Annotated in this window: 14 protein-coding genes; 9 read left to right on the top strand and 5 right to left on the bottom strand. The window is 39.1% G+C overall.

The features are described from left to right. The first annotated feature begins 63 nt into the window (after positions 1 to 63). The gene (locus ACLCDV_RS16110; protein WP_411971646.1) at positions 64 to 1,203 is read left to right on the top strand and encodes an acyltransferase family protein; all 1,140 of its coding nucleotides are present in this window, start codon (positions 64 to 66) and stop codon (positions 1,201 to 1,203) included. 738 nt (positions 1,204 to 1,941) lie between these two features. Here ACLCDV_RS16110 and ACLCDV_RS16105 read toward each other — a convergent pair. Both ACLCDV_RS16105 and ACLCDV_RS16100 read right to left on the bottom strand, forming a co-directional pair. Next, positions 1,942 to 2,625 carry a dihydrodipicolinate reductase C-terminal domain-containing protein gene (locus ACLCDV_RS16105; protein ID WP_411971645.1) on the bottom strand — a complete coding sequence of 228 codons (684 nt, stop codon included), beginning with the start codon at positions 2,623 to 2,625 and terminating at the stop codon, positions 1,942 to 1,944. A 140-nt stretch (positions 2,626 to 2,765) separates the two neighbouring features. Continuing rightward, positions 2,766 to 3,821 carry an SDR family oxidoreductase gene (locus tag ACLCDV_RS16100; protein WP_336837644.1) on the bottom strand — a complete coding sequence of 352 codons (1,056 nt, stop codon included), beginning with the start codon at positions 3,819 to 3,821 and terminating at the stop codon, positions 2,766 to 2,768. 73 nt (positions 3,822 to 3,894) lie between these two features. Between ACLCDV_RS16100 and ACLCDV_RS16095 the strand changes: the two genes are divergently transcribed. The 7 genes from ACLCDV_RS16095 (at position 3,895) to ACLCDV_RS16065 (ending at position 9,446) form a co-directional block, all read left to right on the top strand. Further along, positions 3,895 to 4,698: an AraC family transcriptional regulator gene (locus tag ACLCDV_RS16095; RefSeq protein WP_411971644.1), complete on the top strand. Its 804-nt coding sequence runs from the start codon at positions 3,895 to 3,897 to the stop codon at positions 4,696 to 4,698. Between the two features lie 118 nt (positions 4,699 to 4,816). Then, positions 4,817 to 5,383: a DUF6624 domain-containing protein gene (locus ACLCDV_RS16090; protein WP_411971643.1), complete on the top strand. Its 567-nt coding sequence runs from the start codon at positions 4,817 to 4,819 to the stop codon at positions 5,381 to 5,383. A gap of 32 nt (positions 5,384 to 5,415) precedes the next feature. Beyond that, positions 5,416 to 6,003, top strand: a complete 588-nt coding sequence (locus ACLCDV_RS16085; protein WP_411971642.1) for a TetR/AcrR family transcriptional regulator — start codon at positions 5,416 to 5,418, stop codon at positions 6,001 to 6,003. Positions 6,004 to 6,156: 153 nt separating this feature from the next. Further along, the gene (locus tag ACLCDV_RS16080) at positions 6,157 to 6,450 is read left to right on the top strand and encodes a hypothetical protein (protein ID WP_317665843.1); all 294 of its coding nucleotides are present in this window, start codon (positions 6,157 to 6,159) and stop codon (positions 6,448 to 6,450) included. A gap of 7 nt (positions 6,451 to 6,457) precedes the next feature. After that, positions 6,458 to 6,688 (top strand): hypothetical protein, encoded by a 231-nt coding sequence (locus ACLCDV_RS16075; RefSeq protein WP_046674596.1) that lies wholly within the window; start codon positions 6,458 to 6,460, stop codon positions 6,686 to 6,688. A 242-nt stretch (positions 6,689 to 6,930) separates the two neighbouring features. Beyond that, a complete protein-coding gene (locus ACLCDV_RS16070; RefSeq protein WP_411971641.1) occupies positions 6,931 to 7,986 on the top strand; it encodes an NAD(P)-dependent alcohol dehydrogenase in 1,056 nt (351 codons plus the stop codon). 161 nt (positions 7,987 to 8,147) lie between these two features. Then, positions 8,148 to 9,446: a deoxyribodipyrimidine photo-lyase gene (locus ACLCDV_RS16065; RefSeq protein ID WP_336837638.1), complete on the top strand. Its 1,299-nt coding sequence runs from the start codon at positions 8,148 to 8,150 to the stop codon at positions 9,444 to 9,446. Between the two features lie 76 nt (positions 9,447 to 9,522). Here ACLCDV_RS16065 and ACLCDV_RS16060 read toward each other — a convergent pair whose 3' ends face one another. Further along, positions 9,523 to 10,308 carry an alpha/beta fold hydrolase gene (locus tag ACLCDV_RS16060; protein ID WP_317665850.1) on the bottom strand — a complete coding sequence of 262 codons (786 nt, stop codon included), beginning with the start codon at positions 10,306 to 10,308 and terminating at the stop codon, positions 9,523 to 9,525. Positions 10,309 to 11,012: 704 nt separating this feature from the next. Continuing rightward, positions 11,013 to 11,774, bottom strand: coding sequence for a type I methionyl aminopeptidase (map, locus tag ACLCDV_RS16055; protein ID WP_088162047.1), 762 nt, complete (start codon positions 11,772 to 11,774; stop codon positions 11,013 to 11,015). A 336-nt stretch (positions 11,775 to 12,110) separates the two neighbouring features. On the opposite strand from map, the gene ACLCDV_RS16050 reads away from it, so the two are divergent. Further along, entirely contained in the window at positions 12,111 to 12,746 is a 636-nt protein-coding gene (locus ACLCDV_RS16050) for an NAD(P)H-dependent oxidoreductase (RefSeq protein ID WP_317665853.1), read from the top strand. A gap of 118 nt (positions 12,747 to 12,864) precedes the next feature. On the opposite strand, the gene ACLCDV_RS16045 is transcribed toward ACLCDV_RS16050, so the two are convergent. Further along, the gene (locus tag ACLCDV_RS16045; protein WP_411971640.1) at positions 12,865 to 15,102 is read right to left on the bottom strand and encodes a glycosyl hydrolase family 95 catalytic domain-containing protein; all 2,238 of its coding nucleotides are present in this window, start codon (positions 15,100 to 15,102) and stop codon (positions 12,865 to 12,867) included. Between the last annotated feature and the right edge of the window lie 350 nt (positions 15,103 to 15,452).

The following is a 15,452-nucleotide window of genomic DNA, read 5'->3' as shown; positions in this document are numbered from 1 at the left end:
GCATAAGCGAATTTGTTTATATTTACTTCCTTGTAAAAAAATCAATCAAATCGTTTTATTTTTATGTCAGATACTCAAGTACCGACTTCCGCTTATGCAGATACCAAACCACATTATGCTGTACTTGATGGGTTACGAGGGGTCGCAGCTATTACCGTCGTTTGCTTTCATATTTTTGAAGCCTTTGCAACGAGCCATTTAGATCAGCGAATTAATCATGGTTATTTGGCGGTCGACTTTTTCTTTATCCTTTCAGGATTTGTCGTGGGCTATGCTTATGATGATCGCTGGAAGACGATGACAACAAAAGAATTTATAAAACGAAGAATAATACGTTTACATCCGATGGTTGTTATGGGAGCGATCATTGGAGCAGTTTTGTTCTATTTTCAGGGTTGTTCTGTTTGGGATGTGACAAAAGTGACATTTTCTTCGCTGGCAATCGCAACCCTATTGAATGCTTTGTTAATTCCTGCGATTCCGGGGCATGAAGTGAGAGGGCTTGGGGAGATGTTTCCATTAAATGGACCAAGCTGGTCGTTGTTTTTTGAATACATCGGTAATATCTTGTATGCATTGGTCATTCGAAGATTTTCGACCAAAGCATTAGCCGGACTCGTTATTTTATTCGGAATAGGTTTGGCTGCATTTGCGATATTGGGACCCTTGGGAGATATATGTGCTGGTTTTTCACTCACAGGAACAGAATTTACGGCAGGTTCACTTCGTCTTTTATTTTCTTTTACAGCGGGCCTGTTGCTATCGAGGATATTTAAATCTTTACAGATCAAGGGGGCATTTTGGATTTGTAGTTTGATCTTAGTACCTCTTTTGGCTATGCCGCGCATTGGCGGAGCTGAGCATTTATGGATGAATGGTCTGTACGATACATTGTGTTGTGTTGTTGTTTTCCCTTTGCTTGTTATTTTAGGAGCATCTGGCAAGGGAGAAAGCGGTATTACAAGTTGGCTTTGCAAGTTTTTAGGCGATATATCCTATCCTTTGTATATGGTACATTATCCCTTTATTTATCTATACTATGCTTGGGTCAAGAATGAAAATCTGAGTTTTGAAGAATCTCTGCCGGGAGCAGCAGCTGTTGTGATCGGAAGTATAGTGCTTGCATACGGCTGTTTGAAGTTATACGATATACCCGTACGGCGATATTTGTCACAACGATTTCTAAGATCAAAAGGGAAATAGCAGTCGGCAAACTAATCCTATATGTATTATAAAATAAAAAAAACACCAATTTATGGTGTTTTTTTGTGCATATTACATAGGGCAGTAACCTGTACACAGAGAAAATCTTGTCATGTTAAATAACGCATGAATGTCAGTCTTTTTCAAAAAAAACGTTGTTATATTTCGACGAATAAAATACCAAATAGAAGCCTAAAGGACTTCGGTACACCGTTGGATCTGATTCAAGAATATGATGAGTGGGAGAGTCCATCCACAGCTTTAAGCGTGCGGATTCATAAGGACTAACTGTTTCGATCTTGCCCTTGTAAACTTTGGATACTTTACCTGCACTTACGACGTTGAAATAAATCGAATCGTTATCCTTTATGACAAAATTGTACCTATCGTATTGCCAGTCAGTTTGTTTTCCTGGGAATAGGTCACGTTTTATGTGATAAGTCCCATAATAATCTTCTTTTTTTAAGATTTTTGGGCTAGCGATCCATTGAAAAAGTTGAGACAAAGAAAAAAGTAGAAATGCGCCGCCGATGAGAGATAAAATTGCGTAACCAAAGAAGCGTCTTTCTGTGAAAATTCCGCATAACATTAAAATTACCAGCAGTGGTAGAAAAATAAAAACAATGAAAAAATTGGCCCCAAATCCCATTTTATAAATTGTTGTGGCTGCGAAGAAAACCAAATGGATTTTCTTTTACTCCTCTTATAGAAACCTACTATCTAAATTGAAAGTTTTAACTAAAGTAGCCCCATAGCGACCAAATCCAACACCGTATGCCTTCTATTGGCTAATTTATTCTTGACACATGCTTCAAGGATTTTTTTGACACCATTTGAATAAGAATCATGTCCGAGGACCTTGGTCTCAATTTTAATTTCATCATTTTTATCTTTGATCACAATCTGATGGTAGGCATGCTTTTCTAAGTAGGCAACGGGAATATTTATTTTATAAGCTTGCGTTTTCGCATCGCGAATGGAGACAACACGCTCATGAGCGACCTGTAAAGAGTTGGCGATATGATAAGCTGTACCTGGTTCAGTATTCTTGGAGGCCTGATGAGACTCTATAATAGATATTTCATAGTCTTTGAAATTATGACCAAATTGTTGAAGCATATGGAGCGTTTTTAGCAAAAGTACGGAGGTATTCGGGCAAATGACAAGTGGAAAAGCAGTCTCAAGCTTTTCGGTCTCTAGCCCCGTCGACAGTTCAATTAATACCGAATCTGTACGTGCACAAAAATCAAGACAATCCTGTAACTCCCGGCCCGATCCGGCATGTATAACAATAGATGGAGATGTCGTTGTAATGGATGGTTGCCAAGGTGAAATTTCTACATTGGGAATGGAATAATCGGCTTCCAGTATTGCGTTTGCAAGTTTTCCTGATCCTACTACAAAGGCTTTTTTTGTATTCATATTGCTTGTTTTTTCAAAATATCCGCTATCCTTCTGACTATGAATCAATAAAATGATACCGGATGAATTTGTAATGAAGTAAAGGTTGTGCTTGATCTAGGTAAGTTACAAAAATAGACGGTAAAATTTAATCTTTGCTATTATGGAATTATTCTTTTTTCACGCATTTCGTCAAAGAGCTGATAAAACATTTGTTCAGTATCGATAAATTCATGGAAACCGAGCCGTCTTGCCTTTGTGCCGTCGGCAAAAAAATCATAATCCCAAGAAAAGACAAAGTCGCCGAAAGGCCAAGCTGAAACCTGCGCATAGTTATAGCTTAATGCATGCTCTTCTTTTAATTTTTGCCATACAGGTTCCTTATCTGCCATCATTGTTTCGAGTGATAGCGGGATCGGGTCAGCACTTTTCATATCAAAATAGGCTGCTAATTTGGGCCATAGTTCCTTCCAGCGGAAGAGATCGCCATTGTTAATGTTGAAGGCTTGATTGGCCGCTTGTGGATTGGTCGAGGCCCATACCGTTGCTTTGGCTAATAGTGTTGAATCGGTCATTTCCATCAATGTCTGAAAAGCGCCAATTTTTCCTGGAAACCGAAGCGGAATACCGAGTTCTTTTGAGATAGAAGCATATACAGCAATGAGCAACGCTAGATTCATCGGATTATTGGGAGCCGTTCCACCAACAACTGACGGACGGATCGCCGACCAAGTCCATTTCTTGCCTTGTTGCAGTTGTTCGAGGTATTGCTGTTGGCTGGTATTGAATTCAGGTGGCATATGTCCGGCATCTGATTCTTTGGCCGGCGTCTTGAAAGGACCCAGGTGAGCACCGTATACTTTATACCCCTGCATTAAGCTGATGTGTTGAAGATTACCTGCTATTGGTTCCACCACAGTCAAAACATTGCTTAGCATTCTCATATTGGGCTCTACCAGCTCAGCCCAGGTCGGCCTATCCTGATATGCAACATAGTAAATATGAGTCACTGAATCCAAGTTGCCTAGTTTTTTGATACAATCGGCTATATCTAATAAATCTACAGCGATAAAACGAACCTTATTCCGATCATCATTTGTTCGTCGTGATAAACCTATAATTTCCCATTCTTCCGTCTTTTCAAGGTAGTCTATGAGATTGTTGCCTATGACGCCATTGGCGCCCACAACTAAAGCGGTGTTTTTTCTAGTCTTCATCTTTATCTATTATTTATAAGGCCAAAGTTAGTTGGAAGCCTGGTGGGGTTTAATGTAAAAATCCAACATAATTATGTATATTTCTGAAATGAAACGTTATCGTCAGTTTGAACCGGTGCTTATTTCAGGATTTAAGATGCTCGAATGGAACCATCCCGAGCATAATCATAATCATTACGAGTTCATTTTTATTCGGGCGGGTTCAGGACGACATATCGTTAATGGACATTCATTTCCTTACGGGGCAGGAGCAATCTTTCTGCTTGGGCCAGATGATCAGCATTATTTTGAAATCGAACAACTCACACATTTTGTTTATCTTAAATTTACCGACGCCTACCTTGGTCGTGACACTTCGGGTGCTACGCCCGCAATACAACAGCTGGAATATATCATAAAAAGTAGAGAAACCCATCAGATGGGGTTTCAATTAGCGGGGGAAGATAAGCTGGTAATAGAACAGATCTTTGATATACTCCTTTTATTAAAGAAAGATCAAATCGGAAATCAGGAGCTTATTTGGTTGCAATTATTCAGCATTGCACATGTTCTGCAGCGAAATATGCCTGAATTGCATAGTAGTAGTACCAAAAGCCGCGATCTGCAGGCTATGTTTTGCTATATTCATAAAAATATTTACGATCCCAACTGTCTGCGGATAAAAATGATGGCGGAGCACTTTAATATTGCCAACGATTATCTTGGTATTTACTTTAAACGTCAGGCAGGGATTACCTTACGGGACTATATTCAAAACTACCGCAGTACCTTGATACGTCAACGAATAGCAGTAGGAAGAGTTACCTTAAAGGAAATTGCTGCTGAATTTGGGCTGACCGATGTAAGTCACCTGACTAAGATTATACATAAAGCGTAGTCTATTCCCGTCGAAAGAAGTTGTTGAGATTAATAGCTTATGAATATAATGGGTTACCGGCCCAGGCGGAAAGGATTTAGAGAAGTAAAATACGTAGTAAAGATTTTAGAAAATTGAGATGTTATATAGAAATATTGCGGAAGAGATTATCCGATTAGCGCAGGACGACGAATCAATGCGGGAAAAGTTATTACAGTGGGGAGAGCTTCATGGTGGATATCATGCGGAGATGGAAACAATTCACCAAAGGAATGCAGAAAGACTACGTGAAATCATTGCCGAAATAGGTTATCCAACTATTTCAAAAGTCGGCGAAGCGGCTAGCAATTCAGCTTGGCTGATTGTTCAGCATGCGATAGGAGAACCTCAATTTATGCAAGATTGTTATCAGTTGCTTCTTGATAATATTATGGACATCAATCGCGCAAATCTGGCTTATTTGCACGATCGAATTCAGGTTTTCAAAAGTAAGCCGCAACGTTATGGGACACAGTTAAGCAGCAGTGGCAGTATTTATCCCGTGGAAGATAAAAGTGCAATAAACAGCTTGAGGAGCAGTATGAATCTTTTACCCCTTAATCCTATAGAAATGAATAAAATTGAACATGTGGAACGAATTCAATTACTGGATCAGGAGAATGACACTTACAATGAGTGGCGAAAAAAAGTTGGCTGGGTGAATTGATTTTTCGACATTTTTTGTAGATTTGTCGAGTAATGACGGGTCAACAAGAAAATATTAAGGAGGAAATTATCTTATCATCCATGAAAGTGTTTGAAACATATGGATTTGCAAGGGTTTCTATGCAGGATATTTCAAAAGCTTGTGGAAAGGGTCGGAGCACGTTATATTACTATTTTAACAGTAAAATGGATGTCTTTGATGCGATTGCGGAGTACCTATGTCAGCAAGTGTTTGAGGTCGCGCGTAGAACTTATAACAGGGACGCTTCACTGGAAGATAATTTAGTCGGTTTTTTACAAGCAAAACTACGTCAGATTAATTTAATTACGAAACGTTTTCATCTCGCGTTCGAAGATATGAAATCCGATCCAGCCTTGATGGTTTCTAAAACACGTTACATGCTGGACGACGAGATTAAGTTGATTCGTGAAATGATTGAATTAGCCGTTAGGAAAAAAGAAATTCAGGCCTTAGAGGAAAAGGATATCCTGTTTTTATCTGAAATGTTAGTGACAACATCACGTTGCTTTGAGCAGGAAGTTTTACTTTTTGATCGTTTTCCAGATTTTGAAGCTAGGCTTTCCTGGTTGACAAGTATATGTGTTAAGGGATTGCGCTAACAATTCGGCAGTGTAGCGCGAAGTAACTATTTTGAACAGTAAGGATGTATATTTATTGTTCTTTTTTTTGAAGCTTGTTTCGACAAAAATACAAAATATGTCTATTTTGATTGGTCGATTCTTTTTATACAGACAATAAACAGGATTACAACTATGGTGTTAAATGCGAAAGTAGGAAAGTCGGTGGATAGCTTTGCATCAGAAAGATGCGTTTTGGTTATGGTGGAGACAGAGGAAACAATCCGCCCTGAAATGATGGGGTTGTTGGATCCAGATATTGATTGTTATTTATTAATACACAACGATGTGGAGCGCTTGGATAGCCTAGCTCTTGCGCTGGAAAATGAAAATAAAAAGGTTCGACTAGCCCGAGATTTTGAGGAACTGAAACAGATGCGTTTTTTGAACCACCACTTACAACAAATTGCCGTTAAAATTTTGAAATAATCTAAATATGTATAAAGTTGTTTATTCGCTATCTCGTAAGCTGAAGTGGAAAGCCAGCGAGATTTATCATTTTCTCTATCAAAGTTTCCCGGAGATAAAAAATATTGATTTATTGTTGGATGACCAGCAATTTTTGCTTGTTCTGCGGATTAGTACCCGACTTGAATTTTCTATTCTGAATATATGCCAGAAGCAGGGCTTGGCAATGCAATTTGTACAGGTCGAGGATACTGATTAGGTTTTCCGGTTTACAAAGCTAGCCTATTAGAGATGTTCAGGCATGATGCGATGAGCCGTAAAGAAATATCAATTTGAGCTTTATAGCAAAATCATTCTGAAAGTTACTTTTTACTTTTGATATCGTTCCTTCAAAACATTTTTTACATCCATTGGTTAATTTTATCGTGTGGATGGAATCTGTGTTGTATCGTAGGAATTTTATGCATTTATTTAAAACAGAAAACAACAATTTTATCAAGTATGAGTACATTTTCAATTAGAGCTTTTGGAACAAGCGCACCAACGGCTGATCTAAAACAGATGGATATTGAACGCCGTGAAGTGACGGAGAAAGATGTCGAGATTGATATCTTATTTTGTGGAGTTTGCCATTCGGATTTACATACAGCGCGAAATGAATGGGGCGGAACCGTTTATCCGAATGTACCCGGTCATGAAATTGTGGGGCGAATTACTAAAGTTGGATCCGCTGTAACCAAGTTTAAAGTTGGCGATTTGGCCGGTGTAGGCTGTATGGTCGATAGTTGTCGCGAATGTGAAAGTTGTAAGGAAGGGCTGGAACAATATTGTGAAAATGGAAATATCCAAACATACAACGGACACGATAAGCACCTTAATAAACAGACATTTGGTGGTTATTCTGAACGTGTTGTAGTAGATCAGGATTTTGTGCTGCACATTCCTGAAAATTTGGATCTCGCAGCAACAGCACCTCTATTATGTGCTGGAATTACCACTTATTCACCTTTGAGGCATTGGAATGTGGGACCAGGAAAAAAAGTCGGTATAGCGGGTATCGGTGGCTTGGGACACATGGGAGTCAAAATTGCGAAAGCAATGGGAGCGCAGGTCGTTGTCATTACAACGTCTGCTTCTAAAGTTGATGACGCCAAACGTTTGGGTGCTGACGAAGTGATCTTGTCAACTGATGTAGAACAAATGAAGGAACATGCAGGAACATTACATTTCATTTTGGACTGTGTTTCGGCACAACATGACATCAATGCCTATTTAAGTTTATTGAAACGAGATGGTTCCTTGACTCTTGTTGGCGCTCCGGAACATCCACTTCCTGTGGCTCCTTTTAGTCTGATTCCAACACGTAAGAGTTTTTCAGGTTCTATGATCGGAGGGATAGCCGAAACACAGGAGATGCTTGATTTTTGTGGCAAACACAATATTATCTCCGATATAGAGCTGATTAAAATGCAGGATATCAATCATGCTTATGATAGACTATTGAAAAGCGATGTTAAATACAGGTTTGTTATTGACATGGCGAGTTTGAAAAACTAACGCAATAAAATTATTCAATGCTGGACCATCAAGGGGAATTTCGAGTACCTTTGATGGTTCAGTTTGTTTATATAGGTATTTTACACCTAGATTATCGAGCTAACCTTTTGCCCTTTAAAATTGTTAACATGGGGTAGTGAATTCAACTATTAGTCGTTTTTATGGAAAAAGATAAAATTATTGTGTTTTGGTTTCGTCGGGATCTACGTCTGAATGATAATGCTGGGCTTACTCGCGCCTTAGCTTCGGGCTATCCTGTATTACCTATATTCATATTTGACGAGGATATTCTAATGCAATTGGAGGATAAAAAAGATCGACGTCTTCATTACATCCATCAGGCTTTAATCCGTATCAATACCATACTCGGAGAAAGCGGTGCAACTTTGAATACGTTCTACGGTAAACCTATTACTATCTTCAGGGAGCTGATTGAAAAATTTGATGTGCAGGGAATCTATTGTAATCGGGATTATGAACCGAAAGCAATTCGACGGGACAAAGAGATTTTCGAGCTTTGTACAGCTATGGGAATTCCTTTCAAAGCTGTGAAAGATCAGGTTATTTTCGATAAAGGAGATATTTTAAAGAACGATGGAACACCCTATACGGTTTATACGCCGTATGCAAAAAAATGGCGGGAGAAATTACGTCCTGAGGACCATCTTTCCTATACCTACACAACGGGATTTTTCTTTCAGCAAAACCATCAGCAGATTATTTCTTTGGCGGATTTGGGGTTTCTGGAGACTGACCTTATTTTTGAAGAACCAGAGCTGAATGCGACGATTATTGACCATTATGATACCACCCGCGATTATCCGGCATTAATGGGCACAACCAAATTGGGGATCGCACTTCGCTTTGGAACAATCAGTGTTCGTCGATGTGTTAGTTTTGCTTTAAAACACAATGCGACCTGGTTGTCTGAATTGATCTGGCGTGAATTTTTTATGCAGATACTCTACCATTATCCGCATGTTGTTACGGAGTCTTTTAGAAAGCAATACGATGACATACAATGGCGCAATGACGAGGTAGAATTCCAGCAATGGTGCAATGGAGACACTGGATATCCTTTGGTAGATGCGGGTATGCGCCAATTGAATAGTTCGGGTTATATGCACAATCGCGTACGAATGGTCGTAGCCAGTTTTCTTTGTAAGCACCTTTTGATCGACTGGAGATGGGGAGAGGCCTACTTTGCACAAAAGCTAAATGATTATGATCTGTCGGCCAACAATGGTAACTGGCAGTGGGCCGCTGGTAGTGGTTGTGACGCAGCCCCGTACTTTAGGGTTTTTAATCCGACGCTTCAGGCTGAGAAGTTCGATAAAAATCAGGAATATATAAAACAATGGGTTCCTGAATTAGACACTTCAGACTATTGTGAGCCTATTGTTGACCATCAGTTTGCCCGTGATCGTGCGATAAAGACCTACGCAAAGGCGTTGAAATAATAGTATTGAATGTCTACTCCTAACGAAAGGTGGTAAGAACCAATAGATAGGAGTGGACATTCCATGTAGCTAATTTTTATTGATCTAAAAACTCGGCAACAAATGCGTCAAATGCCTGTGGATTTTCGGCTTGAACCCAGTGACCGGCATTGGGAATTGTCTTAAACACGGCATTTGGAAATTGTTCCCTGATCTTAATTTTATCCTCAGGTAATATATATCTTGATTTCTCTCCAGGTAGAAATAATGTGGGACCGTTGAATATTCCTGATTTTACCCCGACAGTGATGAACTCCGTATATTTATTTTTTAAAACATCCAGATTAAAGCGCCAATCTAATTTCCGATCTTCTCTGATATATACATTTTTTAATAAAAATTGGATCACTCCCGGATCACTCAAATAGTGTTCAATCTTTACTTGTACATCTTTCCTGTTTTCCAGTGTTGTGATATCTACAGCAGATAGCGCATCGAAGATATCCTCGTGATGTGGAGGATAAGCTTTAGGGGCTATATCAGCGATGATCAGTTTTTCAATTTTTCCGGGATGATCAATAGCAAATTGCATCGCTACTTTTCCGCCCAAAGAATGGCCCAATAGGAGTACTTTATCTGCTCCAATGGATGTTATATAGGCCAGCAGATCTTCTACCATAACTTCCACCGACATATCTTCACTATGGAAACTTCGTCCGTGATTACGAAGATCGAGTAAATGTACCTGTCTTTTCTCTCCGAAACTGCGACCAAAGGATCCCCAGTTGTCTGCCATACCAAAAAGCCCATGCAGGACAATTAATGGAGTGCCACCGTTTTCTGCGCCATATATTTTGCTGTGTTGTAATTCTTTCAATGTCATGCTATCTATTATTGCAATTTTAACCTCACTGTGACGTGTATATGTAGCGAAGTTAGCTTTTGTTGGTGATTTTTTGATCGAAATTATGTAAAACATTTATATAAATCCCACTTATTCCCATCTTGTCGCTCTTATCAAAATGGTAGCATTTGGTGATTTATTGGTAGTTCATCGCCGTCCTTAATTTTGTGTAAACTTAATTCATAAAATAGATGAGCAATCCCAATGTTTATTAAGACAACTAAGCAAGAAGTAAGGGATGGATGACACATGTTTGGATAGTAAAAGTCTTTCCAATGTTTGCTGTCTCTCAAAATAGTTATCAAAACAGTTAACAGAGAATAGATGCGTTGGAGAGCATGTTAAGAAAGAAGCTGAATTTTGAAAATGGGAATAAAATTTTTGGTAAAAGTGATTTTCATCACTTTTTTGTTGGGAAGAATACGCTACTTTTACTGCTGTAGCCATTTATCCAGTAAGATTAGTCTTTGGTATTGGTAAAAATTATTTAGCCATAAAAATATATTATTTGGGGGTTTTCTCGTTATGAGAGGCCCCTTAATTTTTTTACAACCTCTAGTTCTGAGATGAAGGGACTATACACTCCGCCGCAAGCTTGAAGTTTTGTTTTGAAGAAAACAGGTCTTTTCGATAGCGTTCAATAACTTGTTCGAAAAGACCTATAGGTGCCTTCTTATGACTGCTTAGTAAATTGCATTCTGTGCCGTTAATATAACAGGAGCGCCATCAGTAATGAGAATTGTATGTTCATGTTGTGCCATGAATCCACCTTTGTCTCCAACCATTGTCCAGCCATCGTTGAGTTCAGTCGCGTATGTGGAGGTCGTTGAAATAAAGGTTTCAATAGCAACAACGGTATTTTTTCGAAATCTTCGTTGGTCGAAGCGATTTTTATAGTTAAGCAATTCATCGGGTTCCTCGTGCAGACTTTTTCCTACACCATGTCCGCCAAGGTTCTTGATGACTTTATAACCTCTTTTTTTCGCTTCAGTTTCTATGAGATGCCCAATATCGGCTATTTTCACACCACCACGAATATTATTGATTGCCTTTTGAAGAATTTCTTTTGATGCTTTTACCAATTTTTCGTGTTGAAATATGTCCTTTCCTATGACAAAGGAACAACCATTATCGGCCCAATATCCATCCAGTTCGGCAGATACATCGATATTGATCAAATCACCTTCTTGCAATAGTCTTTCCGCAGTAGGTATTCCGTGGCAAAACTCGTTGTTTATACTGATACAGGTGTAGCCTGGGAAACCATAGGTAAGAGCAGGAGCAGAATTTGCACCCATACTTTTTAATATTTCGGCTCCGTATTCGTCAAGCTCTTTCGTGGACATACCCACTTGAGCATGTGCTATCATAGCTTTTAAGGTGATGGCAACGGCATCGCTCGCTTTTTGTATGCCTGTTAGCTCTGTTTCATTCGTTATAGACATCGCTGATGTTTTTATTGTGGAGCAGGTGAGCTCTGTTTTTTATTTAGTTATTTATAACCACCCGAAACAAATGATTGAAGGTCATTTTGTTTTAATCGGATATAAACCAGTACAAAGGTCTTAATAAATTTGAATAAAATAGACATTTGCTTGTGATTAGAAGTAAATATACTTTGTTTGGGCGTTAAAAGTCTAGTAACAAATGTTGAAAGCCATTGTGTTTTTGTCCTAGTTTTTATTGTTTTAGTCTTTTATTTTAATGTTTAGACATTTATTTTTTTATGTATCTTTACAAAACTTTATGATGTTGCTATTGATCATTTAAATTAGAATAAAATGGCTTTATTAGATACCCTAGAATGGCGTTATGCCACAAAAAAATACGACCCTACAAAAAAGGTCGCTCAGGAAGATTTGGATAAGATTTTGGAGGCAGCACGTATGGCTCCGAGCTCGTCTGGACTTCAACAGTTCCGTGTGATTGTGATTACGAATCAGGAATTAAAAGAAAAAATTGTACCTGTGGCTTGGGGCCAACAAATTGTTGCTGATAGCTCACATTTATTGGTTTTCGCAGGATGGGATAGCTATACGGACGAACGTATTGATAGTACCTTCGACAAGATGAATGCCTTGAGAGGTTTACCTTTAGACACCACTGACGAGTATAAAAATAGATTGAAAGCACAGTTATCAAGCCTATCCGTTGAGCAACAAGCAGCCCATGCGGCTAAACAAGCCTATATTGCTTTTGGTTTGGCAATCGCTCAGGCAGCTGAATTAGGCGTTGATGCAACCCCTATGGAGGGTTTTTCAAATGCCGAATTGGATGAACTTCTTGGTTTAGATAAACTGGGATTGAAGAGTGCAGTTATGCTTCCTTTAGGCTATCGGATGGAAGAACAAGATTGGTTGCTGAAGCTGAAAAAATTTAGACTTCCGAAAGAGGAATTTTTGATTGAGCTCGCATAAATTGCAGAACTGATTAGTCCTGAAAAATCGATACAGGTTTTCAGTGAAAAAAAAGCGTTTCAACACTTGGTTGAAACGCTTTTTTTTGTCGACAGTCCGACTTAGATAGCTTCCGTCTTTAGACACTACATAAGTTTACTGTTTGCCCCTTTTTTAGTTTCACATATTGTATGCTGTTATCTTTCTGTAAGGTCTTTTTCGTGCTGACATGCATGAGCGTTTTGGGTTCAAAAATTCGAAAGGTACCCTCTTCGGTCGCAGTTATTTTCAGCGTAACGATTTTATCTCCTTTTTTTTCAGCGCTTACGATAAATCCGCCCATCGTCCTTAAATTTTTGAAAGATGCTGTTGTCCATTCAGCAGGTAAGGCTGGAAAGATTTCTACATAGTTATTCTTGCTCTGAATGAGCAATTCGTGTATTCCCTGTGCAAATGCAAAGTTACCTTCCAACGTAAATGGTCGATATGTAAAGTCTGAATATTGCCCACCTTTCTGGTCACCGTTCAGATGAAAGGAATTGGTAGAACAAAAGTTCTGTGCAAATTTTTGAAGATTGCTAACGGCTTCCTTTCCTTGTTTAGCCCGCGCGTGCAAACAAGCCATCCATGCAAAGGAATAACCGACCCACGCCCGTGTACCCAGCTTTTCAATATGATCTAGGGAACTTTCGATGAGCTCTTTTTCCTGCGGATTATTGATGTCTAATAAATCCAATGGATAAATTGCCATATAGGGAGACATATGACGATGGGAATGTTTCATTGGAAGATTTGCAGCAACTTGTAGTCCGGTTTCATCCGTCGCATAATGAGGTAGTTGGGTCTTACATTTTAACCAACCCTGCGCTTCTTGCGGTTTTCCCATGGCTGTGCTCACCTCACTTGCAGCCTGGAAAAGAAAATGCGCTAAGCTAAGGTCGAAATTGGTCCAATTGTCAAACCATGCTGACACACTATTATCGTTGTATTCGGGACTGCTGCTCAAAGGCAGGTAACGGAGTCCATTTTTTAATGTGGTTATATTCTTAAGGTAAGTCGCAGACGCAACGATATAGGGATAGGCTTGTTCTCTTAGAAAGGTTTTATCCATACTATATTTCCATTGCCAATAAAAATGTTGGGCCGCCCATGCACCAATTGTTGGAGAAAGAGAATACTGAATCCAACCACCCATAGGGTCTCCATTTAAAGTAAGGACACCGGGTACATTCAGCCCATCGACACCGAAATATTGCTTTGTAAAGTCACTATTCTTTTTACGGATCTTCCAGAGCCAATCTGTATAGCTTTTGGCTTCGGCCAATCTATTCCCCGAATAGGCTGGCCAATAGCTCAATTGGGTGTTAAGGTCATTGTGAAAGTCTCCTTTCCAAGGAGGGAGGCCACCATTATCTGCCGTCCAGACGGCCTGAAGCGTAATTGCTGGAGCACCCTCTCTTGCGACAGCACCTAGCTTGTACATATCAAGATAATATTGCTTTTCAAGATTTTTTTCAGGAATAGTTATACTTGATTTGGACCAATAGTTTGACCACCAGTGCAAATGGCTTGCTTTTTCTTCGGTGTATTTTTTGAGGGAAAGTTCAGAAGGGTTTGCCCTTTGATCGTTGACGATTGTCCAATATCCAATCAGTTTTTTAGCTGATATTTTTTCCCATCTCAATACAACTTCAAAAAAATGATTGTCATAAGTTTTTTGGTGCAACACTTCGTAATTGCTGGTTCTGGTTATATTTCCTTGCTGATATCCTAATCTTGCTAAATCTTGACCTTCAACAACGCTTTTGTTTTCATCTTTGTTTGCACTATTTTCATATTGATGGGGAATTAATTGAGGGACAAGTTCACTCACATTGTTTCCTGTAATTTCAAAATAGCCAAAGGGTTTATAGGCGTGTATGAAGGTTCTTAATATCCGACCATCTTTGAATTTAAGAATATTGGTGGCCTGTTCCAGGTCAAGTACGTTCGAAACGACAGGGCCAAATTTCGCTAAGTCAAAGAACAGTGACGCTGCTGGAAGCTTGGTGGGATAGGGGGATCTATCGTAAGGAGCGTCTCCCCACTCCTGTACAATACCATAGCTGTTGTTTTTTATTTGTTGTTGGACCCAATTGAAATTGTGTTTTTCTATTGCAAAGGCCTTTCTTTCATCCCATAGATCTGCGCGATCAAGTGAAAATCGAATCGTATTATTTTTTTTCCAAATCAATGCACCCAATTGACCATTTCCCAACGGAATGGCTTCATCCCACCGCGAAGCCAACTGATCGAAATGGAGGTTGTTGTCCGGTGTCGGTTGACCGAAAGAGAACACTGTGAACGAACAGAAGAGTATTAAATAAAGATATTTCATAATTTAAAAGGTTTGCTTGTAAATTTAAAACTCTGGAAGGGGAGATACTGACACTATTGTTACTTTTTTGCATACTATTTTATCTATTCGATGGCCTTGAACCTGTTAAAACCACGTTAAAAGCAGTTTTAACGGTGATTGTATGAAGTGCTGAAAACTAAATAAGTTAATTCGTATCGAAATTGTTATACTTTATGATTCGAAGGAATATGTTGCAAAAATGATGTTGTATTGTCTGCAGTTTAACCAAAGAAAGTACGTTATGCTGTCTTAAATCAACCTTTTGAATAGGTGGCTCAATAGTCGACAGCAAATCTGGCAAGGGCAAGGGGTAATATTGTTTATGTTTC

The sequence above is a fragment of the Sphingobacterium sp. Lzh-3 genome (genome assembly GCF_046764375.1).
Taxonomy (GTDB): Bacteria; Bacteroidota; Bacteroidia; order Sphingobacteriales; family Sphingobacteriaceae; genus Sphingobacterium.
This window is presented reverse-complemented; position numbering and strand designations above follow the sequence as displayed.